Origin of the sequence: Pseudoalteromonas carrageenovora IAM 12662 (assembly GCF_900239935.1) — a bacterium.
Lineage (GTDB): Bacteria > Pseudomonadota > Gammaproteobacteria > Enterobacterales > Alteromonadaceae > Pseudoalteromonas > Pseudoalteromonas carrageenovora.
In genome coordinates this window covers 3,499,057-3,525,431 of record NZ_LT965928.1, presented here as the reverse complement: position 1 = coordinate 3,525,431, position 26,375 = coordinate 3,499,057, and the positions used below count along the sequence as shown (strand labels likewise).

The following is a 26,375-nucleotide window of genomic DNA, read 5'->3' as shown; positions in this document are numbered from 1 at the left end:
ACATGAGCGAATCAATACAAAAAAAACAAACAGGACTCATTGCCTACTTTGCTAATAACTCGGTTGCTGCAAACTTAATGATGTTTTTTATCATTGTTATGGGTTTAATTAGCTACTTTACTATTCAGCGTCAAATGTTTCCAAATATAGAAGTTAATTATATTAACGTTGAAGCTAACTACCCAGGTGCCTCTCCTCAAGAAATAGAAGAAAGTATTCTTATAAAAATTGAAGAGTCACTTAAAGATATAACCGAAATTAAAAAAGGTGTGTACCGCGCTTTTAGAAATGGCGGCACAGCAAGCCTTGAAATAAACACTGATGCTGAACTTACCGATGTACTTGATAAAGTAAAACTACGTGTAGATGGTATTGCGACTTTTCCGGCGGGTATGGAACCGGTCACCATAAGTCAGGTTGAATTTAGGCAAGATGTAATAGGTATGACACTTGTTGGCGATTTACCGCTTACAGAGCTTAAGCCTCTTGCAAACCAAATAGAAGATGAGTTATTACAGTTATCGAACGTATCTTTGGTGGTAAACGATGTACCGCTTGACGAGATAGCTATTGAAATAGACCCAGATACGCTGCGCCAATATAACTTAACACTCAGTGATGTGATGGATGCGGTGCGTCGCTACTCAGCTAACTTTTCGGCAGGGCAATTAAAAACCGATGCGGGCGTTATTTCTGTTCGAGTAGAGAACCAATTTTACTCGGGTGAAGAGTTTAGACACATCCCAGTAAAAATAGGTGAGTATGGCGCTAAAGTTTTACTGCAAGATGTGGCCATTATTAAAGACCAATTTACAGAAGGTGAGCGCTACTTTAAATTTAACGGTGAAAATGCCGTTTATATGTCGGTTAAAGCAACGCAAGAGCAAAATATAATTCCTGTGGCCGATTCGGTTAAGGCATTTATTGATCAAAAAAATAAGCAGCTACCGCCAGGTATTAGGTTAGAGCCATTAATGGATATGACATATTACCTAAATGCTCGCCTTGATATGATGAAGGCTAACTTGTTTCAAGGTGCAATTTTAGTGGCCATTATGCTGTCGTTATTCTTGCGCTTTAAACTTGCATTATGGGTAATGATTGGCTTGCCCGTTTGTTTTTTAGGGGCAATGATGATGATGCCATTATTTGGTATCAGCATTAATATTATTTCGTTATTCGCGTTTATTATGGTGCTTGGCATTGTGGTGGATGACGCCATAGTAATAGGCGAAGCCGCGTATACCGAGGTGGAAAAAAGCGGTGGTGGTGTCGAAAACGTCGTACGTGGTGCAAACCGCGTAGCAACTCCTGCAACGTTTGGTGTATTAACAACCATTGCTGTGTTTGCGCCGTTTACGCTTTCAAGCGGCCCAGAAAGTGCCTTCTTTTACGGTATAGCCGTAGTGGTAATGCTGTGTTTGGTGTTTAGCCTTATTGAGTCAAAGCTTATATTACCGGCTCATATTGCACATACACACTTTTCACCGATTAAAAAAGGGGGCTGGCGCGATCGCTTTAACACTCGCTTTTTTGGTTTTGTAAATGGCCCATATAAACGTTTTATTGCTAAATGTGTAGATTGGCGATGGACGGTATTATTCGCCTTTATTGCTATGTTTATAGTAAGTATTTCGCTTATTACCTCAAACAAAGTGCGTACCGTACCTACGCCTAAAGTACCGCACGATTTTCCACAAATACAAGTAGAAATGAACGACAACGTTTCTGACTTACAAACTATTGCGGCTATTCGTGAAATAGAAGCCATGGTACTTAGAGTCGATGAAGAAACTGAGCGTGAATTTGGCCAAAAAATTATTCGTGATGTTTTGGTATTTAACCAAGGCAGAACTGAGTCTCAATTGCTGGCCCCTTTAGTTGACGAAGATTCACGTCCGTATAATGCATTTGAACTTTCGCGTCGCTGGCGTGAAGCTATGCCAACTATTGCCGGCATTAAGTCGTTAACTATTCAAGACGATGTTGGTGGCGGCGGTGGCAACGGCGGCGGTGAGTTTGGCTACTTACTGTTTGGCTCTGACATAGATACTTTAAATCAGGCAGGTCGTCGTTTTATTCAATTGCTTCAACAGCAAAAAGGATTGTTTGATATAAGCTCAACTATTGATCCTGCGAGCAAAGAAGTGCAAATGAGCTTAAAACCGGTCGCTTACGATTTGGGTTTAGATTTGGCAAGTATTGCTAATCAAGTGGGTGCCAGCTTTTATGGTGGTGAAGCGCAGCGCGTGATCCGAAACGGTGAAGAAGTACGTGTAATGGTACGCTACCCTAAACTAACTCGTGAAGCATTTTCATCACTTAAGCATACTGTTGTGACCACCCCACAAGGGCGAGAAGTATTACTTGGTGATGTTGTAGAGCTAACGGAAACGCCTGGTATTAGTTATATTCGCCGTGAAGGTGGTTATCGTACTGTATATGTTTATGGCAATATTGATGAAGAGCAAATTGAACCGGGCGAAGTAGTTAAGCAGGTAAAAGAAAACTTACTGCCACAACTTAAAGAAGAATACCCAAGCGTTAAATCAGAACTTGGCGGTGCAATTGAAGAGCAGCAAGCTCAAGCAAATGAGCAATTACTATTTTTTGCCGGTGGTATGATTTTAGTTTACATACTGCTAGCAGTACCGCTTAAAAGCTACTCGCAGCCGCTTATTGTAATGTCAGTTATTCCGTTTAGCTTAACTGGCGCTATTTGGGGACACTTTTGGTTTGATTTAGATATGAGCTTAATGTCGGGCTTTGGCTTAATTGCAGCTGCAGGCGTAGTTATAAACGACTCCCTAGTGATGACCGACTACGTAAACCAAGTTCGTCGCGAAGGGGTTAGTGTTAAACATGCGGTAATAGAAGCAGGTTGTGCACGCTTTAGAGCAATATTGCTTACCTCAATCACTACTTTTGCTGGTGTATTACCTATTATGTTTGAAACCAGCTTACAGGCTAAATTTGTAATACCTATGGCAGTAGCGCTAGGTTTTGCAGTTATGTTTGCAACATTAATAACACTAATATTAGTGCCATGCTTATATATTATTTTAGGTGACATTGGGGCGTTATTTAAGCGCCCATTTAAAGGGCGAGCTGCAAAAGCTGCGTAATACTCATCCGCAATATTACTTAATCATTTTGCGGGCTTAAACGTGTTGCTACTTGCGTTAAAAAATTCTCATTTACGACTGCATGGATGCAGAAGGTAGAGCAATGCAGGAGTAATGCAGGAGCAATTGCCGAGAACAACTTAATAGCGAGTTTTTGACCTAGCTATCAACACGTTTTTTCAACCCCAAAATAGATCATTTAATTAAGCGAATTGGTATAAATATAAAGCATAAAAAAAGCACTGAATGGTTAACCGTTCAGTGCTTTTTTATTATCTTTTTTTAATGCAGTTTAACGCTGCAATAAAATTAATCTTTAAATTGTTTATGACAATCTTTACAACCTTTAGCCCATGCGCCAAAAGCTTTACCTATTACTGCTTTGTCGCCTGTTTGAGCTGCTACTGCTAGCTTATCTGCATTTGCAGCAAAGGCGTTGGCTTTTTCAACAAAAGTTGCCTTTTCAGACCAAACTGCTGCTAATGCTGCTGTATCGCCTTTATCTGTGCCTTCGTAAAACGCTTCCCAAGGCATTTTAGAAAGAGCGGCTGCGTTATTAGCGCGCATTTTAAATTGCTCTGCATCAAACGGCACTTTGCCTTTTAGCATGGCGCCCATGTCACCAATTTGCACTGAGATCATTGAAAAAGCAGCTTGGCGGTATTCAATTGCATCGCTTGGCTCTTTAAAAGCTGAGTTTGCTGATACGCTAAGTGTGCAAGTTGCTAAAGCAACTCCTGCTAAAACTTGTTTTAATTTAATCATTGGAATCCCTGTTAATTATGTCTCGACTATTGCTTTTGTATCTTAGCTACTGCTTTTATTCAAGCTAATAAGACAAAATTAACTAAAAGTTAATCGTTTATGTCTATATCGGCAAATATCATCCCTCGGCGCATACTACGGGTTGCCAAAAATACTTCTCCAAGTAGCGACATAAAAGCGCATATTAGTAATGCCATTGCAGCTACAAAACAGCTAGCAATCGTGACACCTAAATTAATCGACTGAATATGTGATAGAAATAATAGCATTACTACGGCACAAACCAGTAGAGCACTTAATACACTTAAACTAAAAGCTATATGGATACAACGTGAGCGTTTTAACAGCGCACGTAGCTCAGTGGCGAGAGACTTATTAAAGTCCTCATCAATACTAATTTTTAGTTTGCGCTCAAGCTGGCGTGCACGATCTGTTATACGTGCCAAACGATTAGATAGAACCCCTAAAGTGGCTGCAATTCCGGTTATTAAAAATACAGGAGCTACAGCTGTTTGTATTACTTTAGCCATAGTTAAAATGTTGATTACGTCATTGCTCATTAATTTTCCAGAGAATTTAGGGTTTGGTTTACATTAGTTCACAAATGCAGGAGGTTTTTTAGTTCTTTAAAATCATTGGTTTATTGTTTAATTGGTTGTTTTTACTTATTTGCAGTCACATGTTTGTAACCAAGGTGTTGCTTGGCCTGCACTGAAAGTTTTATATTCACTAGCACAATTTAATCATTCTGATTATTACAAATACAATAATACATAACCTACCCAAGGGGAACTAATGGCTAACAATATAATAAAAAAAACTGCTATTGCCACAGCAGTCTCAAGTGCATTTCTTGCCACGTTTGTTAACGCAGCAACTTTACCTAAAGCAACGATCTCACCTCAAGCTGCAGAACAAGTAAAAGAATTAGCATCTGATCAAAAACAACCATCAGCACATATGATTGTACTACGAGCAACTACATCTGTTGATGCTGTTGCTGCAGGGACTTATCAAGTAGCAAATAGTCGTGAAATTATAGCGAATGTTGAGCAGCTTCAAGATACTATGATGAGCGAGCTTAATAGCCTAGACTTCGATGCAAAAGTAATAGGTAAAACAAAAATATTAGCACCAACGCTAATAGTACAAGCAACACCAGAAGCTTTAGCTGAAATAGCAAAAGATGCACGTGTAGAGAAAGTTTTACCAATGTTTGATTACCAGCTGCATGTTTCAGACTCGTCTGATTACATTAATGCTAAACCTTTAGTTATTGATGGTGTTGTAACGGGTAAGGGGCAGCGCGTAGCTGTTTTAGATACTGGTATCGATTATACTCACAAAGCATTTGGTGGTGAAGGCACTGTTGATGCATATTTAGCAGCTCAATCAGATCCTACTGAAGTTAGCTGGCCGCAAGGTATTGTCCAAGGCGGTTATGATTTTATTCATGAAGATGCTGACCCTATTGAAAACGATCCTGCAAACTCATCTGCAACAGGTGATCCAACAGATCATGGTACATCGTCTTCAAACTCGGTAAATGGTATCGCACCAGATGTTGAGTTATATGTTTACTCTGTATGTGGTGGTGGCTGTCCTAGTGCCGCACAAGCCGCAGCGCTTGAAGCTGCAATGGATCCTAACGGTGATGGCGACATTTCAGATCGCGTAGACGTTATGAATATGTCACTAGGCGGTGAGTATGGTGATACTTACACAGGTGGCGGTGCACAATACCTTATTCAACGAGCTGTTGATTTAGGCGTGAATATGGTTATTTCAGCTGGTAATGATGGTGATCATCCATTCCGTATTGGTGGTCCAAGTACTACACCAAATGCATTATCAGTAGGTGCTATGACTCATCCAACAACCGAAGTGGGTGTAGCTACTGGTACTGTTGCAGGTGTTGAAGGAAGTATTCAAGCGTCTGGCTTTGGTCCGCAAGTTGATTTTGCAATCTCTGGTGCTGATATTGATTTAGTATACCCAGACGCAAACCAAGATGGTTGTAATGACTTTGCTGATGATGTTGATTTTACAGGCAAAGCGGTATTAATTGATCGTGGTGCATGTGCATTTACGGCCAAAGTACTAAACGCACAAGAAAAAGGTGCTGAATTTGTATTTATTGCAAATAATGTAGACGATGGTACGCCAGCGCCAATGGGCGGTAGTGATGCTGCTGTAACAATAAAAAATGTAGGTATTAACTTTGCCGCGGGTGCTGCTTTAAAGGCGCAATTAGCAGCTGGTGATACGGTTACATTTGATATTGATGTTAAAATTAAAACTACTGCAGGTGCCGTAGCAACGTTCTCTTCTCGTGGTCCTTCAATGGATGGTTTATTAAAACCAGAAATTACAGCACCTGGTACAAGTATCTTGGTGGCTGCTGCAGGCACGCAAGATCAACTAGCACCTGTAAGTGGAACTTCTTTCTCTGGCCCAATTACAGCCGGTGCTGTTGCAATGATTCGTGAAGCTCATCCTGAGCGTAATGCATTTGAAATTAAAGCAACAATAATGAATGCTGCAGACTTAAATGTTACTAACGAACCACTAGCGGTTAATCCAGATTCAGAACTGGCTCCTATCAGTATGATTGGTGCAGGTTTGGTTGATGTGACTAAAGCTGTAAACCTACCCGTTGCTGCTTGGGTAAACAATACTGATTTTGAAACTAAACAAGCTGCGCTTTCGTTTGGTCTTGTTTCAATGGCTGAAACTGGTTCATTAACTAAAACAGTAACAGTTAAAAACTTTTCATCAGAAGCGAAAACTTACGCGTTACGCACTGAAGCTCGCTACCAAAATGATGAAGATACGGGTGCAATTAGTTGGGAATACCCTGAGTCGGTAACAATTCCTGCAGGCCAGTCAGTTAACTTTGATGTGACGTTAACTGTTGATCCAACAAAATTACCAGTATGGGAATTAGAAAACCCGTTTAGCTCAGACGATATTGCAGCAAGAAGTGCAGCACTTACTTCTGTAGAGTTTGATGGTGCATTAGTCTTTAATGATGCAAGCACTGATACAGATCACGACTTGCACGTTGTGTATCATGCAATGCCTAAAGCTGCTACAGGCTTAAATGTTTCATCTCAAATTATTGATAATGAAATGACGTTAATTGTTGAAAATAGCGGCCAAACAGAATTAACACCATTTGCAGAAAGTATTGTTGCAATGGGAACTGAAAAAACACAAGAAGAAGCTGAGTATAATATTTTAGCAACTACTTTCTCTGCGTTTGCAGACAGCTCTTGTGATTCAGGTATTTTTGTAACATCGTCTATTCAATTACGTGACCCATTAACACATGTATTCCAAGCGGGTTACAGACTAGAAATTGATACCGATAATGACGGTGTTTACGATCACCTAATGCAAAATTACAACGACCGTGGTCGTGAGACTGCATTCCCAGGACGTAGCCGTACAGTAATTGGTGCGACTGATGGTGCAGGTAACGATGCTTTAGCATGGGTTACTCCGCTTTATCATTCTGCTGGCGAAGACACTATTACTTTCTCAACATGTAGTGAACTATTAAACGTGGATGCTTCACTAATTGGTGAGAACATGAACTTTAAAGCATCTGTGGGTTACCCATCATATTACACTGGTGTATTCACTCAGACAGATAGCATTGAAGGTTCTGCGACGTTTGGTGCGTCTCCAAGTGTAACGCTTACCTCTATGGAAACAGGTGAAGAAGTTACGTCACTTAAACCAGGTGAGAAAGCAATTGTTGAAGCTAGTGGCCCATTTGCATTATCGCAAGATTCAGGCCTAGATATTATCAAAGTAATGTCAGCTTCTGAGCTTGATGTTCCTGCAATCGAAGCTCCAATGTTAGTTGGTGGCGAGTTCAGTGTTGTTGAAGATGCTGCTAACGGTACAGTTGTTGGCGCGCTTACAATTACTGAATCAGATTTAGACTTAGATGTATCAGAGTACTATGTGCAATCAAATACTCATCAAGGTTTAGGTATCGATGCTGATGGACAAGTAGTTGTAATTAACTCTGAACTATTAGCAGGTGATTCAACAGCTGAAATTCAAGTTGTGGCAATCGATGTGCGCGGTAATGTGTCTGCACCAGCAACAGTTTCAGTAAGCATTACTAAAGCTGTTGAACCAATAGCAACTGTTACACCTGAAACAGTGAAAAAGAGTTCGTCTGGTTCACTAGCTTGGCTTACATTGCTAGTAGCGCCGTTTGCATTTATGCGTCGTCGTAAACAAAAGTAATTTAATAACTAATTAGTTATTTAAAAGGGAGCTTCGGCTCCCTTTTTACATAGCTTCACAAACTAAATCACACCGCGCTTTATTATTAGGTATATTTAATACTACCAATAATAACAACGACTGAGATTTACAAATGTTCCGTTCTTCATTCACACTAGCCGCATTATCACTAGCTGTTTTAGCTGGTTGTAATAAGGCTCCACAAAGTACATCTAACGACACTTCAAATACAAACACTGTGCAAACACAGCAAGTGGAAAAAAAAGTTAGCGCAGTTGCACCTATCGCTAAAAAAGTACCTCACGAAATGACTATTCATGGCGACACGCGTATTGATGACTACTACTGGCTACGTGATGACGAGCGCAAAGCGCCAGAAGTTATTAGTTACCTTGAGGCTGAAAATATCTACACAGATACCATGCTTGCACATACTAAAACACTGCAAAGTAGTTTGTTTGAAGAGCTTAAAGGGCGAATCCAAAAAGATGATGATTCTGTTCCAGTAAAAGACGGCCAGTACTATTACTCGTCACAAACTCGCGGCGATAATGAATATACTACTTACTTACGTAGTAGCGATTTTGCAGGGACCGATCAGCAAGTTATTTTAGACGTAAATGAATTAGCTAAAGGTCATGACTACTTTGCGGTTAGTGGTTTAGATGTAAGCCCAAATGACAACTTAATGGCGTATGGTGAAGATACGGTGAGTCGCCGTATTTACAATATAAAAATTAAAGATTTAAGCACCGGTAAATTATTAGAAGACACGCTTGAAGGCACCAGCGGTAATGTTGTGTGGGCGAACGATAATAAAACTGTGTATTACATCAAAAAAGACGCGCAAACCTTACTCGGTTATCAAGTTTATCGACATACGCTTGGTAAACCACAAAGTGATGACGAGCTTGTATACGAAGAAACAGACACAAGTTATTACACCGGTATGAGCAAAAGCAAAGATGGCTCAGAAATTTATATTTGGCATAGCAGCACTGATTCATCGGGTTTATCAGTGATAAGTGCAAACGATGTAAACGCCAAGCCAAAGCGTTTTATTGAGCGTGAAGCCAACCTTGAATACAGCATATCTAAACTAGGTGATACTTATTACATTGTTACTAATTTAAATGCCGTTAACTTTCAGCTTATGAAAGTAGATATCGATAAAGCTGGTGATAAAGCGAATTGGCAAAGTGTGATCCCTGCACGCAAGGGTATTAAACTTGAAGGTGTAGAGTTATTTGACGACTACTTAGTATACCAACAGCGCGAAATGGGCCAATCAACACTTATTGCGCGTAATTTAAAATCAGGCAAAGAGTTACCACTAAGCTTTAACGACAGTGCGTATACAATTAACGCATATGGTAATAACGAATTAGACAGCGATACACTGCGTGTGTATTACACCAGTATGACGACACCGGGTTCATCATACGATGTTAACTTAGCCACTGGCGAAAAAACATTATTGAAGCAGCAGGCTGTATTAGGCGACTTTAATGCTGATAATTATGCGTCTGAGCGTATTTTTGTAGAGGCACGCGACGGTATAAAAGTACCGGTAAGCTTAGTTTATCGTAAAGATGCATTTAAAAAGGATGGCACAAACCCATTACTACAATACGGCTATGGCTCGTATGGCGCCACCATGGATCCTACTTTTTCTAGCTCGCGCTTAAGTTTGCTAGACCGTGGTTTTGTATATGCTATTGCCCATGTACGCGGCTCGCAAATGTTAGGTCGCCCTTGGTATGAAGATGGTAAATTACTAACTAAAAAGAATACCTTTAACGATTTTGTTGATGTAACTAAATCATTAGTGGCACAAGGCTATGGCGCTAAAGATGAAATATTTGCTTATGGTGGTAGTGCTGGTGGCTTATTAATGGGCGCGGTAGCAAACCAAGCACCTGAGCTTTATAAAGGCATGGTTGCCGCTGTACCGTTTGTAGATGTAGTTACCACCATGCTTGATGCCAGTATTCCGCTTACCACCAATGAGTATGGCGAGTGGGGTAACCCAAATGAAAAAGAGTACTACGACTATATGCTTTCGTACTCGCCTTATGATCAAGTAGCTAAGCAAGCATATCCAAATATGTTAGTGACAACCGGTTTGCATGACTCACAAGTTCAATACTTTGAGCCAGCTAAATGGGTTGCTAAGCTGCGTGATTACAAAACAGATGATAATAAACTACTGTTTAAAATAGATATGGAAGCAGGGCACGGCGGCGCATCAGGTCGCTTTAAGCGCTTAGAAGATACCGCGTTTAATTATGCCTTTATTCTTGATTTAGCAGGTATTAAAAACTAGGTGACCCGCCCTAATTACAATAAAATTAAGTAATGTTTAAAGGTATAGCCAACGGCTATACCTTTATTTTTTGTGGCAAGTTAAAGCTAAACATAGTGCCTTTGCCCAGCTCACTTTGTACATTTATTTCGCTGTCCATAAGTTTTAATAGGCCCTTACAAATAGCAAGTCCTAAGCCACCTTGTTGTCGCCCTTCGTTATGTGAGTTTGAAGCCTGATAATGCGGATTAAAAATAGCGTTTAGCTCATCATGCTTAATTCCCACACCAGTATCAGAAACCTGCACAAATAATTGCTTCTGATCAATGCGCTTAACGTGTACAGCTATACTGCCGCCTTTAGGTGTGTGCCTTATTGCATTATCAATTAAATTACTCAACACACGCTCAAGTTTTGCAATATCGGCTACAACAGGAAAGTCGCAAATTGCCGGCTCTACTGTTAAGTTAAGGCCTTTTTTCTCAGCGGTAAGAGAAAACTTAGCAATGCAATCGTAAATAAGCTCACCTAAATTAAAGGTTTCTTTGTGTATGCTTATTTCGCCATTTTCTAAATGGGCAAGCTCAAAAATTTGCTCAATAAGCTGTTTAAGTTGATCGCAGTTATTAAGTGAAACATGCAAGTACTCTCGTTGTTCTTTAGCGCTTAACTGTGCGCCTGACTGATTAAGCACTTCTAAGAATCCCTGCAAAGAGGCAAGAGGCGTACGTAAGTCGTGCGATAAATGGGTAAGAAGCTCTTTGCGCTGTTTATCGCTTTGCTCAAGTTCTTTAAATTGCTCGTCAATACGAGTAACCATAGCTTGAATGCTTCGGCCTAAACTGTGCACTTCGTTGCTTTTTTGTGTTGAATAGTTACTGAGCTTTGTATCGGTAATACTGTAATTAGCCGCTTCAATTTTACTTACATCCCGCGCCAATCGTTGAATAGGGTTGGTAAAAAAACGCAGTAAAATAAGCATTGCAATCAGTAAAAATACAAGTGCTGATCCAAGCCATAAAGCAGCTAGCCATAGCTTGTCATTATTTTTAATTGTGTTTAAAGATGTGTCGTAAGCTTCGCCCCCAATAATTACATATAAGTATCCTTGCAACTTATCGTTATTAAATACAGGCGCTACGGAGAATATTTTTTGCTGCGCTTTATTTCTTGGGTTATCTCCATAAATTGGTGCTGCATCTGGGTTGTTAATCAGCTTTTTTAAGGGTGCTAAATTAATATGAGTACGTTTAACTTTACCAGGCTCTGCTGAGTAAGTGAGGATTTTTCCGTTTTCATCTACAAAATAAAACTCAAATGCGGGGCCTAATAACATTAAGGTATGAAATAGGTTTTCTAGGGCTGCGTAGTCGTATACACCTTCTTTTATTAATGGGTTATCTTGTACTAAATGCTCAGCAAGGGCTAAGTGCAGGTTTTGCTCGCCATGATGCTTTGAGGTGAGCTCTAGTTGTTTACTCCAGCTGTAAACTAGTGCGCAAATAAAACAAAATATAACAACCAACGACACCGCTAATTTTTGATACAAAGATAGGTTCATAATAAGGCTCTTAAGTAAGTTGGCTTGGGTTTAGTTTGTAGCCAACGCCCCAAACGGTTTCGATAATAGGCGCTTGATGGTGTAGTTCAAGTTTGGCGCGTAACCTATTTATATGTGAGTTAACGGTATGCTCGTACCCGCTGTGTTGATAGCCCCATACTTTGTCGAGCAGTTGCTGGCGGCTAAAAACATGGTTTGGGTGTCTGGCAAAATAAACCAGTAAATCAAATTCAGTGGCGGTGAGGTTGAGTGCTTGTTCGTCTAAATAAGCTTGGTGTGAGTTAAACTCAATATTGAGTGAGCCTATATTTAAGGTTTTTTCGTTGCACGGGTTTACACTTTCGTTATTTTGAATCGCTAGAAGCTGTGAGCGGTGGCGTAATTGTGTTTTAACACGGGCTTGCAATTCGCGAGCAAAAAAGGGTTTACAAATATAGTCATCAGCGCCCATTTCAAGACCAATTACACGGTCCATATCGCTACTGAGCGCGGTAAGTAAAATAACGGAAATAGTAGGGTAGTGCTCTTTAATTTTACGGCACAGGCTTAACCCGTCCATTTGTGGCAGGTTGATATCAAGTAAAATAAGCCCGTAAGGTTGTTTTGCTATTCTTTTTAGTGCGAGTTCAGCGCTTACAACATGATCAACATGCAAATTTAATGAAGCAAGCTGTGTTGTGATTAATTGCCCTATTTCTCTGTCGTCTTCTACTACCAATAATTTTTCGTGCCGCATGATCTACCTCGTAAAAAGGGGACGTCCATGTCACCTCACTTCCCCATTACAAGCTGTTTTACTGTGTACGAGTGATCACGATTTTTGATACTGGGTTATCAAACTTCAGTTCAGCACCAAGTGCTGAGGTTGATAAGCCATCTTGATTAGACACAATACCTGGATGCATTGTGATCATATCGGCAATATCGTCGCGTATTTCGTTAAACCCTTCGCCGCCAGCAGCGGGCCCCGGCACAGTGTCAGCTGTTTCTGTATTCGCTTCCGTACCCGCATCGTAAGCTGGCGTTGTTCTTGATATTGAACTGCCTACTTCCAGTGTTGATACATCTACAGAACTAAGACCGGTAAAAGCGTCATTTGTATTCCCAAGCATTGCAGCAAAAGATAAATTAAGAACATCTTGTGCATCAACTAAGAGAGTTACAGAGGTTGTTTCGCCAGGACCAATGCCGCCTTCAGCCGAGACTGAAGCAAGTGCATTTTCGTCGCTAAGGTATTCTTCATTAGCGCCGCTTTCTGCAATCATTTCTAAACCGACAGAAGCCGTCTCACCAAATTTCCATGGTGGGGTTTCATCAAATGCAATCACAGACAGGGGTGATAGCGGCTGGCCAGCCGTTAAGTTACTAAAAGTGATAGTAAACTCATAAACGACAGGTTCTGGTTCAACAACAACTACAGGTTCTTGATCTTCAATCGGGTCGCTATTGTCGTTGTCGCCACATGCAGCTAGTGAGCTGGCTAACATTAAAATAAGGGCACTTTTTTTAAAATTAGAAAGAGATGACATAATTAACTCTCCTATTTAACCGTCACAGTTAATTTTGCAACTGGGTTTAACCATCTGTGTACAGTGTTACTTAAATCACTATTACCACCTTCTAGGTCGTCATCGCCTAAACTACCAGGGTGAATGTGCACCATTGTATTTGTATCGCCCATTGTTACACCTGTACCCGCAGTACCTGCATCAGCACCTGGTGCTGCTGGAATACCTAAAACACCCGGTGCGCCAGAGCCTTCTACAACAAGTTCGTTATTTGCTTCTGTACCTGCATCATAGCCATTTAGGTAAACAGTATAAGTACCCGCTTCTGTTGGGACTTTCCAGCTATCAAGACCTACAAAGCCATCATTCGTTGGAAGTAGCATAGCGGTTACAGATAGGTATTCGTTGCCATCGGTCGTTGTTAATTCTGCTGTTGCTGACGCTGCAGGGGCTAATAAGCCAGCTGCTGGGTTTTCTGCAATATCGCTACTTGATGCTGATGCCTGAGTAACAAGTGCTGAAATATCGCCGCCTTCAGCCATTGCTTGTAATGCAGAAGAGGCTTCGGTTGCTACTTCAAATAATTTGTCTTCGCTGTCGTGTGCTGTAATTAGTACCGGCGTAAAGTAAAGGCCTTTAGTAAGGTTTGTAATTTTAACGTCTAGTTCTGCTGCCATAGTTGATTGGCTAGCTACTGCTAAAAGAGTTGCAATTGTAAATGCTGAAGCTTTCATTGTTATTTCCTGTAAGTGATGATTCAGGCTAAGTATTGAATAACCACCTCAAGAAACTCTCACAAAGTTATCACTTTTTTATCACAGAGGTTTAGGCCGTGATATTTAACAATATCAACACCACTTATAGACACCTGCTTAATAAAGAGGCAGTATGTATTAAACAAAAAGGAGAGTGTTATGCAAGAAAATCAACAGGTTGAACCAGTTAATAAAGATGATAGAACATGGGCTATGCTCTGTCATTTAAGCGCCGTAGCTGGGTTTGTGATCCCGTTTGGCTCTATACTTGGGCCATTAGTTATATGGCTAATTAAAAAAGATGAAATGCCAATAGTAGACTTACACGGTAAAAAATCGCTAAATTTTCAAATTACTATGGCTATAGCTTACTTTGTATGTTTTTTACTAGTCTTTGCCGTAATAGGCTTAGTTTTGCTACCTTTAGTGGCTATCTTTTCTTTTATAATGGTTGTTTTAGCAAGTATTAAAGCCAACGAAGGTAGGGAGTTTAACTATCCGTTTAGCTTAAATTTGATAAAATAAAGCGTTAGCTATTATCCTGTAAACCCAGCTATAAGCTGGGTTTTTACGTTTAGCCTAAGGGCCTTATGCTTTATTTAACTTTGTTTATTAGTGCGTTTATATCGGCCACTTTATTACCAAGCTCTTCAGAAGTTGTTTTAATAACGATGATTACCCAAGCAAAAGTAAACATTTGGCTTTTATGGTGTGCAGCTACGCTTGGTAATGTATTGGGCAGTTGTGTGAATTATTGGTTGGGTACGCAAGTATTACGCTTTAAAAATAAAAAATGGTTTCCGGTATCAGCGCAGGGGCTTGAAAAGGCGCAAGATCAGTTTAATAAATACGGTGTGTATAGTTTGTTTTTTGCATGGCTACCTATTGTGGGCGACCCGCTCACGGTGATTGGAGGCATATTTAAAGTACGTTTTAGTGTGTTTTTATTACTAGTAACACTTGGCAAAGGCGCACGCTACTTAGCGGTTATTGCCCTTGCCATAGGTATAGATAAAATAATTTAATGTTATTTTACCCAATCAAGCGTAAGTGACACCGAATCGGCAAAACGCAGTGCGTGTGGCTTATCTACACGTGCTTTGGCGTAATGTACGCTTGGGTGTTTGTGGCAAACAGCAAGTATTTCCGCAACGAGCTTTTCTAGTAGTAAAAAGTGCCCTTGCTCTACTAAGTTAATCACCTCTTTGGTGATCACTTTATAGTTAAGTGCTTGCTCTACCTCATCAGTTTTACACGCATCGTCAGCAGGATAATGGATCTCTAAGTTGATCACCACATCTTGCTTTTTTTCACGTTCATCAGGGTTAAAGCCAATAAATGTACGCAAGCGTAAGTTAGTTACGTTAATAATTGCGTTAGCCATAATTAGCCCTTAATAAGCTGTAAAAACTCGTTGCGTGTTTTAGAGTCGCTTCTAAAGTTACCCAGCATTACAGAGGTACGCATGCTTGAATTTTGCTTCTCTACACCGCGCATCATCATGCACATGTGTTTAGCTTCAACAATAACACCCACGCCTTTAGCACCAGTAACTTCTTCAACTGCCTTAGCAATTTGATGAGTAAGCTGCTCTTGAATTTGAAAGCGACGAGCAAACATATCAACAATACGCGCAAATTTAGATAAACCAAGTACTTTGCCATCTGGAATATAAGCAATATGGCAGCGACCAATAAATGGCAATAAATGATGTTCACACATAGAGTAAAGCTCTATATCCTGCACAAGCACCATGTCATCAGCGTCAGAGGTAAATACCGCATTGTTAGTAATTTCATCAAGCGTTTGACGATAGCCTTTAGTTAAGTATTCCATCGCTTTTGCTGCGCGTTTTGGTGTGTCTAGTAAACCTTCACGATTAGCATCTTCGCCTACAGCGGTAATAATATTTTGATAACTTTGTTTTAATTCGTCATGCATAAATTTCTCAGTCTAGTGTGTTCTACTTTAAATGGCGTCCGCCATCTACGGGCAAAGCGCGGCCTGTGATGTAGTGGCTTTGCAGTAATAAATCAATACTGTTAATAATCTCTTGGCAACCGGGCTCAATACCCATTAATGATTTTTTAAGTGTCTTGGCGCGATAAGCTTCATCATCATGTTCATTAAAAATGATTAATGATGGCGCTACTGAATTTACTTTTATATTAGGCGCATATTTAGCACTAAATGACTTTGTGAGATTATCTAGAGCTGCTTTACTTGCTGCGTAAGCTAAATGTTTAGGGCTGCCAGTTTCTACAACATAATCAGTGAGATGAATAATATCTGCTGGTACATTATGGCTTGCTTGATAATTAAGTAATAAATCAGCGCACAATAAATTAATTAAATAAGGTGTTTTTGCATGAATACGCATCATGCTATCAAACAGCACGGCAAAGTCTGGGTTATTAGCTTCGCAGTCCCAACTTGATGCATTATGAATAATAGCGCGCAAGCTACTGGTGTGCGTGTTAAGTGTATTTATAAATGTGCTAATGCCAGTATCGTTACTAAAGTCAGCAAAAATACACACAGCACCTTGTTGCTCTAGTAAATCAACAGCCTGATGACGTGTGCGATAAGTTATAATAACGCTTTGCCCTTGGGCTAAATAATGCTTGGCAAGTGCTAGGCCAATGCGTTGGCCTGCGCCGGTAATTAAAATAGGCGATGTCATATAATGCAGTATTCTCTATGGCGGGCAGTTAATAATATTGAATGCGTTTATTAGGCAATTATACGCAATACAGTTGTGGCTAGATCAAATAGCAACTAACGCCTATTAGCATTAGTTGCTATTAGCTATAGCTTATAAATCGTCGTAAATAGTCGGAATTGCTTGGCGCTTATGCTGTGTGCGCAAGTATATATCTACAAGCTTTTGCTCAACCTCTTTTGAAACCTCTTTAGCTTCTAAAAAGTCATCTATTTGCTCATAGCTCAGTCCTAATGCTTCTTCATCGGTAAGGCCTGGTCTGTCGCTTTCTAAATCTGCAGTAGGTGCTTTAGTAACGAGTAAATCAGGAGCGCCTAATGCCGTGGCAAGAGCGCGTACTTGGCGTTTTGATAAACCAAATAACGGCGCTAAATCGCAAGCGCCATCACCAAATTTGGTGTAAAAGCCAGTGATGTTTTCAGCACTATGATCGGTACCCACTACCAAGCCTTGGCAAAAACCGGCAATTTCATATTGAGCAACCATACGTTGGCGCGCTTTTACATTACCTTTAATAAAGTCAACTTTTGCTTGCTCAGGAAGTACCGCGCCACTGCCTACAATAGCTGCCATTGCTTGGTCATGAAGCGCATCTGCTGCTGGTTGTACATTTACCGTCATACGTTTACTTGGCTTAATAAAATCAACGGCCATTTGCGCTTCATCTTCATCGGCTTGTATACCGTATGGCAAGCGTACTGCTATAAATTGATATTTATCGGTACTTTGCTCGGTATTTAATTCATCTACGGCTAATTGGCACAAGCGACCGCAGGTTGACGAGTCAACACCACCGCTAATGCCCAGCACTAGCGATACACTATGGGCTGCCACTAAACGTGCTTTAATAAAGTTAACTCGACGGATTATTTCAGCGTTTACATCAATACTTGGCTGAACTTTCATTTCAGCCACAATTTCGGCGCGCATGGCCAGCTCCTCGTTGGTAAATTATTTTGTTTTAAACTTAATTATATTATGTGATTTAGCTGGGCGTAATTAAAGCCCTAAATGTGCTTTTATCAAACGAAGCTCTTCTTTTAGTTCGTCTATTTCTGCAAGTAACTCATTAATTTCATGGTTTCTGACATCTGTAATAGCGCTCGGTTGTTGCTCGGACTGTACTTCGTTTGTATCGCCAAACAAGTGAACATAGCGACTTTCGCGTTTTCCGGCTTCTCGCTCTAACTTACAAACGTAATCATTTTGAGCTAATAAGCTAAGCGCGTTTTCAACTTCACTTACGTTATTAAATTCAGCCAAGCGTGCACTACGCGTTCTTAACTCGCCTGGAGTTTGTGCGCCTCTAAGTAGCAATAAACACACTATGGCACGTTGTTGATCCGTAAATTGTAAGTTACTAAACTCGGTATTACAAAAGCGATGATCGTACTTGTTTACTCGCCCAGATAGCCCTTCATCAAGCGTGACTAAACGCATTTCAATTAACTTGTCGAGTGCATTTTGTACGTCAGTTTCGCTGAGAGATAAAACGGGATCACGGTTTGATTTTTGATTACACGCATTGGTGAGCCCGTTTAAAGACAGCGGGTAATGCTCAGGTGTGGTGCTTTGTTTTTCTAATAAGCAACCAAGAATACGTTGTTGATTTGCTGATAACTGCATAAATAATCTCAAATTAGTAAGCTTATTTTACTAGCTTACACCTTTATTGAGTGCCAAGCCATTGTTCAAGTTTTGGTTGTAATGCGGCTAAATCAAGCGGCTTGCTTAAATAATCGTTCATGCCAGCAGCTAAGCATTTTTCTTTATCGCCCTGCATGGCGTTTGCAGTTAACGCAATAATAGTCGTATTTTGATTACACTTACCGGCATCACCTTCACGAATTGCTTTAGTGGCTTGGTAGCCGTCCATTTCGGGCATTTGGCAGTCCATTAAAATAAGCTTGTATGGCTTACCTTGCTTTGCATTAAGTTTAACTATTGCATCAAGGCCATTTTCTGCGATATCAAAACTAACACCAGCTTGTTTTAGCAGGGCAGAAGCAACTACTTGGTTAATTTTATTGTCTTCTACTAATAGTAATTGGGGCTCAGTAGAATCGGTTATTGGCGCTTTAGTTAGCTTGTTTTGCAGCTGAGCTTGACGCTGTTGCTGCTCTATAAATTTATCGTTAGTGAGTGAGTCAAATAAATCTGATGGAGTAAGGGGTTTGAAAATCATGCAATCAACTTTCATACCTAACTTTGAGTTTTCTTGGGAGTAGCTCATCGGAGCCATAATTACTAATTTACAGCCATGCAAATTTATAAAGTTTTTTAAGGACGTAATATGGGGTTGCTGTGCTTTTTCAAAAAAGTAGTAATCAACTAAAATAGCACTGAGCTTAACTTCTGAGTTATTTAAGTGTTCTGTTACTTGGCTGTAGTTGTTAATGCACTTTACTTTGGCGCCCCAAACATTAAGCTGTTTATGCGCCGTATTAGCATTTAAAGTGCATTCATCAATAATTAAAATATGCTTATTTTTAATTAAGTGGCTCGGTAAGTCTTGCTCTTTACTCAAGCGAGGTTGTATTTGTATGCTGAACGAAAATGTACTGCCCTCATCAACCATACTTGTTACGCTTACTTCACCATTCATGAGTTCACAAAGCTGCTTAACAATAGCAAGGCCAAGCCCAGTGCCGCCGAATTGGCGAGTGGTTGAAGCATCGGCTTGAGTAAATGAATCGAACAAAGAGTTTTGTTTTTCAGGTTTTATACCAATACCGGTATCAATTACAGAACACTGCAAAAACGAACCATCTGTTGTTTCCTCAACGCGGGCCGTCACAATAATTTCGCCATTTAAAGTAAACTTAACAGCATTACCGAGTAGATTATTTAATATTTGGCGTAACCTATTAGGGTCACTAATTATTTCACTTACCGTAATTTGGGTTGCGTCTAAAATAAGCTTACTTTGGTTTTGCTCAACTTTTAACGCAAACGATTCAACAACTTCGCCTAGTAGTCTGGGGAGGTTAAATTGCACGTTTTCAATATCGAGCTTACCGGCTTCAATTTTAGAAAAGTCTAAAATATCATTAATTATATTTAAAAGTGATTGAGCTGATGACTGAGCCAGCTCTATATGATGCTCTTGCTGCTGGTTAAGTTGGGTTTGCTTTATAATATTAAGCATACCCAGTACCCCATTCATGGGAGTACGAATTTCGTGACTCATACTCGCTAAAAATTCACTTTTAGCTTCTACAGCCTGTACTGCAGCATCCTTAGCTGTAACGAGTTGCTCTTCTGTCTCAATACGTTTTTGGCTTGAATGTAGGCTACCAATAAGTGCCGCAACAGCTATTAAAAAGCTCTCCTCATTACGAGACCATAGTTTAGTGCTTTGGCATTGCTCGGCGCATACAATACCAAGTGCCCCCGAGCCTCCAGGAATAATCACACATAACATAGACTGAATGTGTAAAGGGTCTAAATAATGGGCTTTTAAGGGTTTTAAAATAGGGTGGTTAAGTGCATCGGGTGCACTAAATACAGCTTGATGATCTATAGCGTTAAAAAAGTCTTTAGTGTTTTTTCTTAGCCAAATAGGGTCGCTGTTATCACTCGAGGATAGAGTGCTGTGTATCGCAAAAGGATTTAATTGGCTTTTATCGTCATTAAAAAACCAAATACTGGCACGTTTTACATCAAATGCCTGGCAAATTGCCTGCGTAATTACGTCTTTTGCTTGGCTTAATTGCCCGCTTAATATGAGTTTATTTACAGTTAGTGAGGCTAAAATTTCATTATGTAATGCAATTTGGTTATTTTCGAGTTCGATTTTTTTACGGGTATCTATATTTTGAATTGAGCCAAAAATACGAATGCTGCGACTATTTCTACGCTCAACTTCACCGTGTGCAAGCACCCATATTGTTTTACCTTCTGCGTTTATCACTTCAAGTTCAACTTCGTAGCTTTCACCAAGTTTTATGGCACGCTCAATTAATTTAGCTATTTTCTCACGGCTTTCACCCGGCTTAAAATAGCCCAGATCACTAGGCCACTCCGGTTGTGTATCAAGCGAGTATTTAAAAATTTTCTTGGTCATATCTGACCAGTAAACTTGCTTAGTATCTAAATTAAATGACCATGCACCTATTTGTGCAAGATCGCTCATTGCCTCAAGCATTTTTTCGTTTTGCTGCTGGCGATTTAGCATTTTTAAAAAAAAGAAAAAAGCCCAAATCAACAACCCACAAATTATTATAATAGCAGAGCGCAGTGGCCAAATTGCTGAGTTTGGTGGGTTCCAACCTACTTTTGGTGCAACATAAAGTTGCCAATTACCACCTTGAAAATTTAAAGTAAATTCAAGAGGGTTTTGCTCAATAATGCTTTTATCACCATAGAAAAATTCGCCTTTCTTACCAAGCCCATGTCGACCTTGTAACGCTACGTTATACTCGCTTTCGAGCTCGTTAATTCCTGAGTTTTTATACACTTTGTTAATATCTAAAACAACAGAAAGTAACCCCCAAAAGCGGTTTTCCGGTGGTATATACACAGGTACACGTGCGATAAGCGCAATGTCGCCTTGAATTAATTTAAGTGGACCCGCCATGACAATCGTATTGGTATCACGTGCTCTAATTGCATCAGCGCGTTGGTTTTTTGCTTCTAAAAAATTTAAGCCGAGTGCTTTTTCATTACCTTTTAAGGGGTAGGTCATTTGAATGATCATATCGGGAGCGCCACCGATATTACGAAGTTCATTAGAGGTTTTAAATAGTGGCCCAGCAATTTGTTCAAATCGAGCTTGTTGTAAATCAGGCTCTGCAGCAACTGCAACCCCTAAACCTCGAACTAGTTGAATATTAGAAACTAAAATAGACTCGAGTTGTGCGCGGTAGGTGCTTACTTCAGAAAGTGTTTGTAACCTATGCGCGTCCTTTACGCGATTGTAATTAATACGATCAAGTATAAAACTCACTAATACTATAAGAGTAAGTGATAACCAAAATGTTCGTTTAAAGTTATGAACTTTGTTTTTATTATTTCTTGGTGGCGACATTAATTACATCGTGCTTTTATTTTAGGCAATTTAACTATAGCTAATTTATTGCGTAAATAAAAATGGCGCTAATAAATTAGCGCCATTTTTATTTTTGTAATTAGTAGTTTAGCTATATTAGCTCAACAATTAGTATTAGCTATCGGTAACTTCACGTGCCCAATAGTTTTGTTTTGCTACATGTAACTTACGGTAGCCATCAAGTAAAGCTGCGTGCTTTTTAAAGCCTTCAAGCGATAAACCAGGGAAGGTTAAACCATTAAATAATTTACGGCCTTCTGCAATTTCAATTGCAAGCTTTACGTTATCGCTGCCAAACATTAAACCAAGTGCATCTTGGTAGTCGGCGTATTCACGCTCGTCATCGTATTTAATTTCAAGAATGGCTTTTAAGCAGCGGAAATGGCGCATTGCCTCTTCGTTTACTTGGCCTGTATGGAGTATCCAATCAACCCAATCAATTGCTTCTTCGCTGCCTGCGGCTAAACATAGGTGCGCTTTAAGCTCACCAATACGTAGCGTATGCCAAGGTGTATCGGCATCGGTTGCAAGGCCAATAAACTCTGCTGCGCGAATAATATCGCTGTGGCCGGCTTCTTCTAAGCTGTCGTAAATGTCCATCCATTGCTCAGCATCGTACTGATCAAGCGATAGGAATGCTTCACGGAATTTAGCGCCTTCGTTGTTGTTACGCCAAATAAGCTCATCTACTGGGTAAATGTCTGACATGCCCGGTACTAAAATACGACATGCATACACGTTTAGGTGCGTGTAATCCATAATATAAATGTCGTGGTTCATGCTGTGAATTAGGTCAGTACAGAAATTGTATTCTTGCTCTGTTGTGCCGCTGAAGTCCCAGTGTACAAAGTCAAAATCTGCTTTGGCACGGAAGAAATCATGCGAAATCAAACCGCTAGAATCAATAAAGTGCAGTTCAATGTTTTCAGGCGTTGCCACTTCGTCGTTATCAAACGTGGCTGGTTGGAACACATCAAGCTGATCAAGGCGACGACCTTGTAAAAGTTCTGTAACCGTACGCTCAAGGGCTACTTCAAATGAAGGGTGAGCACCAAACGAGGCAAATACAGAGCCATCTGTTGGGTTAATCAGCGTTACGCTCATTACTGGGTATTTACCGCCTAGTGATGCATCGGCAATGCGTAAATGAAAACCATGGCTGCGTAGTTCTTCACATGCTTCGTGAATTTGTGGGTACTGTTTAACAACGTCTTCAGGCACGATTGGTAAACAAATACCTTCAGCGATGATGCGGTTTTTTATAGCGCGTTCAAATACTTCTGATAAACCTTGTACACGCGCTTCAAACTTGGTGTTACCTGCGCTCATACCGTTAGATACAAAAATATTACCAATCACGTTTACTGGAATGTACACGTCTTGGTTATCGCGTTGGCGCGTGTATGGCAATGTACAAATGCCGCGCTCGTTATTACCCGAGTTAAAATCAAAAAGGTGTGATGCGTTAAGTTCGCGCTCTGGGTCAAAGTAATCCCACAGGCTTTCGTCCATTATGCCCTTAGGTACTTCTTCACCTTCAACTTTAAACCATTTTTCGCTTGGGTAATGAGTAAACTCGCCGTTGGCAAATTCTTCACCTAAGTAAAAGTCAGCAAAAAAGTAGTTACAGCTCAAACGCTCAAAGTATTCACCTAGCGCAGAGGCAATAGATGCTTTATCGGTTGCGCCTTTACCATTGGTAAACATAACACCGCAGTCGCTGTCTTTAATATGAACCGAATAACAGTTAGCTACAGGGTTAAGCCAAAGCGCTTCCTCAACGTTAATGTTAAGGGCTTTAAGCTTGTTTTGCATGGTAGAGATTGACGATTCTAGGTCGCGGTCTTTACCTTTGATAAATGTTTTTTCAGTCATATTAATCTCAACTAGTTCTGCACATGATGTGGAAGCGACATTATCGTGGATTTTGATGTTTATTTCACCCTTTGTGAGCAAGAACATTATTATTTAATAAAACTGTGGTTATTATATGCTCATACTGCGTAGTATAAATTTTTATAGGGAAGGTTGATGTTTAAAGTAATCAAACGGTTATTGTTATTAACTGTGATCTTAGCGCTTGCAGGCACAGCGGTGGTATATGGTGTGTTGACTTTGAGCCTGCCTGCACTTGATGGCAAAGGTCAAAGTAGTCACCTAAGTAATAACGTTAAAATATCGCGCGACTTACAAGGGCAGGCTGTTATTAATGCCAATAATAGAAACGATGCCGCTTATGGATTAGGTTATGCGCACGGACAAGACCGATTTTTTCAAATGGATTTATTAAGGCGCAACGCCGCAGGTGAGCTAAGTGAGTTATTTGGCAAAGCGGCCATTGGGCTTGATAAAAAAATGCGCTTTCATCAATTACGTAAACGCAGCCGCGCTATTTTAAAAACCCTCCCAAAAGCCGATAAGCAATTATTAAAAAGCTACGCACAAGGCGTTAACGAAGGATTAGCACAAGTAGGGTATGCAAGCTTTGAGTACCTACTAACAGGCGGGGCGCAAAAACCATGGCAAAGTGAAGACAGCTTATTGATTATATTTAGTATGTATCTTGATTTACAAAGTGCAACGTTTGAGCGTGACCAAACGCTAATACAGATTGAGCAAGCTTACGGGCAAAAAATGGTTGAGTTTTTAACGCAACCAAGCCAATACCAAGCGGCGCTTGATGGCAGTAAACTTATGCCTTTTACAGGCGATATACCTACACTTCCAGCGCAAGAACAACACATGGTTAAAAATATTCAAGCTAACCAAGAGCGTGGCAGTAATAACTGGGCCGTAACCGGTGCGCATACTCAAACGGGCGCAGCAATGCTCTCTGACGATATGCATTTATCGATGGCGGTGCCGGTTATTTGGTACAGAGCGCAGCTTAATTACACGCAAAATGCTAAGCAATTTCAAATAACAGGCGTATCGCTGCCTGGCGCACCCGCTATTGTGGTGGGTACCAATAATAAAATTGCGTGGGGCTTTACTAATGGCTACATAGATACCGCTGATTGGATAGCGCTAAATGATGACAGTAAAACATGGCAAGTAAATGAAACAATAGCGCTACCAAATAATGAAGTTGAAAACTACCCATTAACGTTAAGCGAATATGGCCCAGTAAAATACATTAATAAAAAACCCTACGCACTTAGCTGGGCTGCACATAAGCCTTACGCGGTTAATATGGAATTAGTAAAACTTGAACAAGCAAATACGGTTGATGATGCATTAGCAATAGCGAGCAATGTGGGTATTCCGGTGCAAAACTTAATGGTGGTTGATAATAAAGGCAGTGCAGCGTGGAAGCATATGGGCGGCATACCAGCGCGTAAAATGCCAAGCGAGTTAAGTATAAACACAAACGAATATTCTGCGCTTTTTGAGCAAAATGAAAATGAACGCCCGTTTGTTAAAAACCCGCAAAGTGGGCGATTATGGACGGGTAACTCACGTGTTGTATCGGCCATAGATAACAGCCGATTTGGTAACGGTGGTTATGCACTAGGAGCACGTTCAAGCCAAATACGCGATAGATTATTTGAAAAGCAAACCTTTGCTGAGAGCGACTTTTACGCGCTACAGCTTGATAATCAAGCCCGCTTTCTAATGCCTTGGCATACATTACTACTTAATCAGCTTAAAAAAGATAAAAGCAAAAACAAGCAATACATTAGCGAGCTTGAAAACTGGCAGCAGTGCGCATGTGCAAGCTCTGTAGGTTATACCTTAGTTAAGCGCTATAGAAGTGCATTAATAAATACTGTTTTTGCAAGCATGGAGAATAAGCTCAATGAGCAAAGCGGTACACTTAAATACGTAAAACGCGATCTTGAGCCGGCAATATGGCAGTTTATTAATACACGGCCCGATTCGTGGGTAAACCCTGAGTATAAAAATTGGGATGAGCAGTTATCAGGTGCATTTAACCAAACAGTGACAGCGCTTAGGGCTGAGTATGGGGATAACTTACAAAATTGGCAGTGGGGCAAAGTAAATGCGCTTAACATTGAGCACCCGTTTGCTAAACAAATGCCAATACTAGCTAAATTTTTAAATATGCCAATTGCGCCTGGATTTGGCGATAGCTACATGCCCGCAGTGCAAGGTAAAAGCTTTGGTGCATCGCAGCGCTTTATTGCCCAGCCTGGGCATTTAGAAAATGCCATAATGGCAGTGCCTGGTGGGCAATCGGGGCATCCGCTATCTGAGTTTTACCGTGCAGGCTTTAGTGATTACATAGAAGGTAAACACACGCCTTTATTGCCACAAACGCTTATACATCAAATAATAATAGAGCCCGCTCAATGAA

Annotated in this window: 19 protein-coding genes; 6 read left to right on the top strand and 13 right to left on the bottom strand. The window is 40.4% G+C overall.

All coding sequences use genetic code 11. From position 1 onward, the window contains the following. Nucleotides 1-2: 2 nt before the first annotated feature. Nucleotides 3-3,125: an efflux RND transporter permease subunit gene (locus tag ALFOR1_RS15995; protein WP_104643544.1), complete on the top strand. Its 3,123-nt coding sequence runs from the start codon at nucleotides 3-5 to the stop codon at nucleotides 3,123-3,125. 309 nt (nucleotides 3,126-3,434) lie between these two features. Here ALFOR1_RS15995 and ALFOR1_RS15990 read toward each other — a convergent pair whose 3' ends face one another. Beyond that, nucleotides 3,435-3,887 (bottom strand): c-type cytochrome, encoded by a 453-nt coding sequence (locus ALFOR1_RS15990; RefSeq protein ID WP_058547780.1) that lies wholly within the window; start codon nucleotides 3,885-3,887, stop codon nucleotides 3,435-3,437. A 92-nt stretch (nucleotides 3,888-3,979) separates the two neighbouring features. Then, nucleotides 3,980-4,450, bottom strand: a complete 471-nt coding sequence (locus ALFOR1_RS15985) for a DUF2721 domain-containing protein (protein WP_058547736.1) — start codon at nucleotides 4,448-4,450, stop codon at nucleotides 3,980-3,982. A 235-nt stretch (nucleotides 4,451-4,685) separates the two neighbouring features. Here ALFOR1_RS15985 and ALFOR1_RS15980 point away from each other — a divergent pair, with 235 nt between their 5' ends. After that, nucleotides 4,686-8,156: a S8 family serine peptidase gene (locus ALFOR1_RS15980; protein WP_104643543.1), complete on the top strand. Its 3,471-nt coding sequence runs from the start codon at nucleotides 4,686-4,688 to the stop codon at nucleotides 8,154-8,156. Nucleotides 8,157-8,289: 133 nt separating this feature from the next. Further along, nucleotides 8,290-10,482 (top strand): S9 family peptidase, encoded by a 2,193-nt coding sequence (locus ALFOR1_RS15975; RefSeq protein ID WP_104643542.1) that lies wholly within the window; start codon nucleotides 8,290-8,292, stop codon nucleotides 10,480-10,482. A gap of 55 nt (nucleotides 10,483-10,537) precedes the next feature. On the opposite strand, the gene ALFOR1_RS15970 is transcribed toward ALFOR1_RS15975, so the two are convergent. The 4 genes from ALFOR1_RS15970 to ALFOR1_RS15955 are packed head-to-tail and all read right to left on the bottom strand — an operon-like array spanning nucleotide 10,538 to nucleotide 14,264. After that, nucleotides 10,538-12,022: a sensor histidine kinase gene (locus tag ALFOR1_RS15970; protein WP_104643541.1), complete on the bottom strand. Its 1,485-nt coding sequence runs from the start codon at nucleotides 12,020-12,022 to the stop codon at nucleotides 10,538-10,540. Between the two features lie 10 nt (nucleotides 12,023-12,032). After that, nucleotides 12,033-12,758, bottom strand: coding sequence for a response regulator transcription factor (locus tag ALFOR1_RS15965; RefSeq protein ID WP_104643540.1), 726 nt, complete (start codon nucleotides 12,756-12,758; stop codon nucleotides 12,033-12,035). A gap of 58 nt (nucleotides 12,759-12,816) precedes the next feature. After that, entirely contained in the window at nucleotides 12,817-13,551 is a 735-nt protein-coding gene (locus ALFOR1_RS15960; RefSeq protein ID WP_104643539.1) for a spondin domain-containing protein, read from the bottom strand. An 11-nt stretch (nucleotides 13,552-13,562) separates the two neighbouring features. Then, complete coding sequence (locus tag ALFOR1_RS15955) at nucleotides 13,563-14,264, bottom strand: spondin domain-containing protein (protein ID WP_058547730.1); 702 nt, start codon at nucleotides 14,262-14,264, stop codon at nucleotides 13,563-13,565. Between the two features lie 180 nt (nucleotides 14,265-14,444). Here ALFOR1_RS15955 and ALFOR1_RS15950 point away from each other — a divergent pair, with 180 nt between their 5' ends. Further along, entirely contained in the window at nucleotides 14,445-14,810 is a 366-nt protein-coding gene (locus ALFOR1_RS15950; protein WP_058547729.1) for a DUF4870 domain-containing protein, read from the top strand. A gap of 65 nt (nucleotides 14,811-14,875) precedes the next feature. Next, nucleotides 14,876-15,310: a YqaA family protein gene (locus tag ALFOR1_RS15945; protein WP_104643538.1), complete on the top strand. Its 435-nt coding sequence runs from the start codon at nucleotides 14,876-14,878 to the stop codon at nucleotides 15,308-15,310. 2 nt (nucleotides 15,311-15,312) lie between these two features. On the opposite strand, the gene folX is transcribed toward ALFOR1_RS15945, so the two are convergent. From folX to ycaO, 7 genes are all read right to left on the bottom strand, one after another. After that, the gene (gene folX, locus ALFOR1_RS15940; protein WP_058547727.1) at nucleotides 15,313-15,669 is read right to left on the bottom strand and encodes a dihydroneopterin triphosphate 2'-epimerase; all 357 of its coding nucleotides are present in this window, start codon (nucleotides 15,667-15,669) and stop codon (nucleotides 15,313-15,315) included. Nucleotides 15,670-15,671: 2 nt separating this feature from the next. Further along, nucleotides 15,672-16,226, bottom strand: coding sequence for a GTP cyclohydrolase I FolE (folE, locus tag ALFOR1_RS15935; RefSeq protein ID WP_055015863.1), 555 nt, complete (start codon nucleotides 16,224-16,226; stop codon nucleotides 15,672-15,674). Nucleotides 16,227-16,248: 22 nt separating this feature from the next. Next, nucleotides 16,249-16,968 carry a dihydromonapterin reductase gene (gene folM / locus ALFOR1_RS15930; protein ID WP_058547725.1) on the bottom strand — a complete coding sequence of 240 codons (720 nt, stop codon included), beginning with the start codon at nucleotides 16,966-16,968 and terminating at the stop codon, nucleotides 16,249-16,251. Between the two features lie 132 nt (nucleotides 16,969-17,100). Then, nucleotides 17,101-17,937, bottom strand: coding sequence for an ammonia-dependent NAD(+) synthetase (gene nadE, locus ALFOR1_RS15925; protein ID WP_058547724.1), 837 nt, complete (start codon nucleotides 17,935-17,937; stop codon nucleotides 17,101-17,103). Between the two features lie 69 nt (nucleotides 17,938-18,006). Next, entirely contained in the window at nucleotides 18,007-18,633 is a 627-nt protein-coding gene (locus ALFOR1_RS15920; protein ID WP_104643537.1) for a YceH family protein, read from the bottom strand. Nucleotides 18,634-18,676: 43 nt separating this feature from the next. Continuing rightward, nucleotides 18,677-22,036: an ATP-binding protein gene (locus tag ALFOR1_RS15915; RefSeq protein WP_104643536.1), complete on the bottom strand. Its 3,360-nt coding sequence runs from the start codon at nucleotides 22,034-22,036 to the stop codon at nucleotides 18,677-18,679. Between the two features lie 135 nt (nucleotides 22,037-22,171). Further along, a complete protein-coding gene (ycaO, locus tag ALFOR1_RS15910) occupies nucleotides 22,172-23,932 on the bottom strand; it encodes a 30S ribosomal protein S12 methylthiotransferase accessory factor YcaO (RefSeq protein ID WP_104643535.1) in 1,761 nt (586 codons plus the stop codon). Between the two features lie 156 nt (nucleotides 23,933-24,088). Between ycaO and ALFOR1_RS15905 the strand changes: the two genes are divergently transcribed. Further along, entirely contained in the window at nucleotides 24,089-26,374 is a 2,286-nt protein-coding gene (locus tag ALFOR1_RS15905; protein ID WP_104643534.1) for a penicillin acylase family protein, read from the top strand. Nucleotide 26,375: the final 1 nt, after the last annotated feature.

Bases quoted from the DNA above. Each gene is read 5' to 3' on its own strand.
- ALFOR1_RS15995 (WP_104643544.1), top strand. From the start codon at position 3: ATGAGCGAATCAATACAAAAAAAACAAACAGGACTCATTGCCTACTTT.
- ALFOR1_RS15985 (WP_058547736.1), bottom strand. From the start codon at position 4,450: ATGAGCAATGACGTAATCAACATTTTAACTATGGCTAAAGTAATACAA.
- ALFOR1_RS15980 (WP_104643543.1), top strand. From the start codon at position 4,686: ATGGCTAACAATATAATAAAAAAAACTGCTATTGCCACAGCAGTCTCA.
- ALFOR1_RS15975 (WP_104643542.1), top strand. From the start codon at position 8,290: ATGTTCCGTTCTTCATTCACACTAGCCGCATTATCACTAGCTGTTTTA.
- ALFOR1_RS15970 (WP_104643541.1), bottom strand. From the start codon at position 12,022: ATGAACCTATCTTTGTATCAAAAATTAGCGGTGTCGTTGGTTGTTATA.
- ALFOR1_RS15965 (WP_104643540.1), bottom strand. From the start codon at position 12,758: ATGCGGCACGAAAAATTATTGGTAGTAGAAGACGACAGAGAAATAGGG.
- ALFOR1_RS15960 (WP_104643539.1), bottom strand. From the start codon at position 13,551: ATGTCATCTCTTTCTAATTTTAAAAAAAGTGCCCTTATTTTAATGTTA.
- ALFOR1_RS15955 (WP_058547730.1), bottom strand. From the start codon at position 14,264: ATGAAAGCTTCAGCATTTACAATTGCAACTCTTTTAGCAGTAGCTAGC.
- ALFOR1_RS15950 (WP_058547729.1), top strand. From the start codon at position 14,445: ATGCAAGAAAATCAACAGGTTGAACCAGTTAATAAAGATGATAGAACA.
- ALFOR1_RS15945 (WP_104643538.1), top strand. From the start codon at position 14,876: ATGCTTTATTTAACTTTGTTTATTAGTGCGTTTATATCGGCCACTTTA.
- folX (WP_058547727.1), bottom strand. From the start codon at position 15,669: ATGGCTAACGCAATTATTAACGTAACTAACTTACGCTTGCGTACATTT.
- folE (WP_055015863.1), bottom strand. From the start codon at position 16,226: ATGCATGACGAATTAAAACAAAGTTATCAAAATATTATTACCGCTGTA.
- folM (WP_058547725.1), bottom strand. From the start codon at position 16,968: ATGACATCGCCTATTTTAATTACCGGCGCAGGCCAACGCATTGGCCTA.
- nadE (WP_058547724.1), bottom strand. From the start codon at position 17,937: ATGCGCGCCGAAATTGTGGCTGAAATGAAAGTTCAGCCAAGTATTGAT.
- ALFOR1_RS15920 (WP_104643537.1), bottom strand. From the start codon at position 18,633: ATGCAGTTATCAGCAAATCAACAACGTATTCTTGGTTGCTTATTAGAA.
- ALFOR1_RS15915 (WP_104643536.1), bottom strand. From the start codon at position 22,036: ATGTCGCCACCAAGAAATAATAAAAACAAAGTTCATAACTTTAAACGA.
- ycaO (WP_104643535.1), bottom strand. From the start codon at position 23,932: ATGACTGAAAAAACATTTATCAAAGGTAAAGACCGCGACCTAGAATCG.
- ALFOR1_RS15905 (WP_104643534.1), top strand. From the start codon at position 24,089: ATGTTTAAAGTAATCAAACGGTTATTGTTATTAACTGTGATCTTAGCG.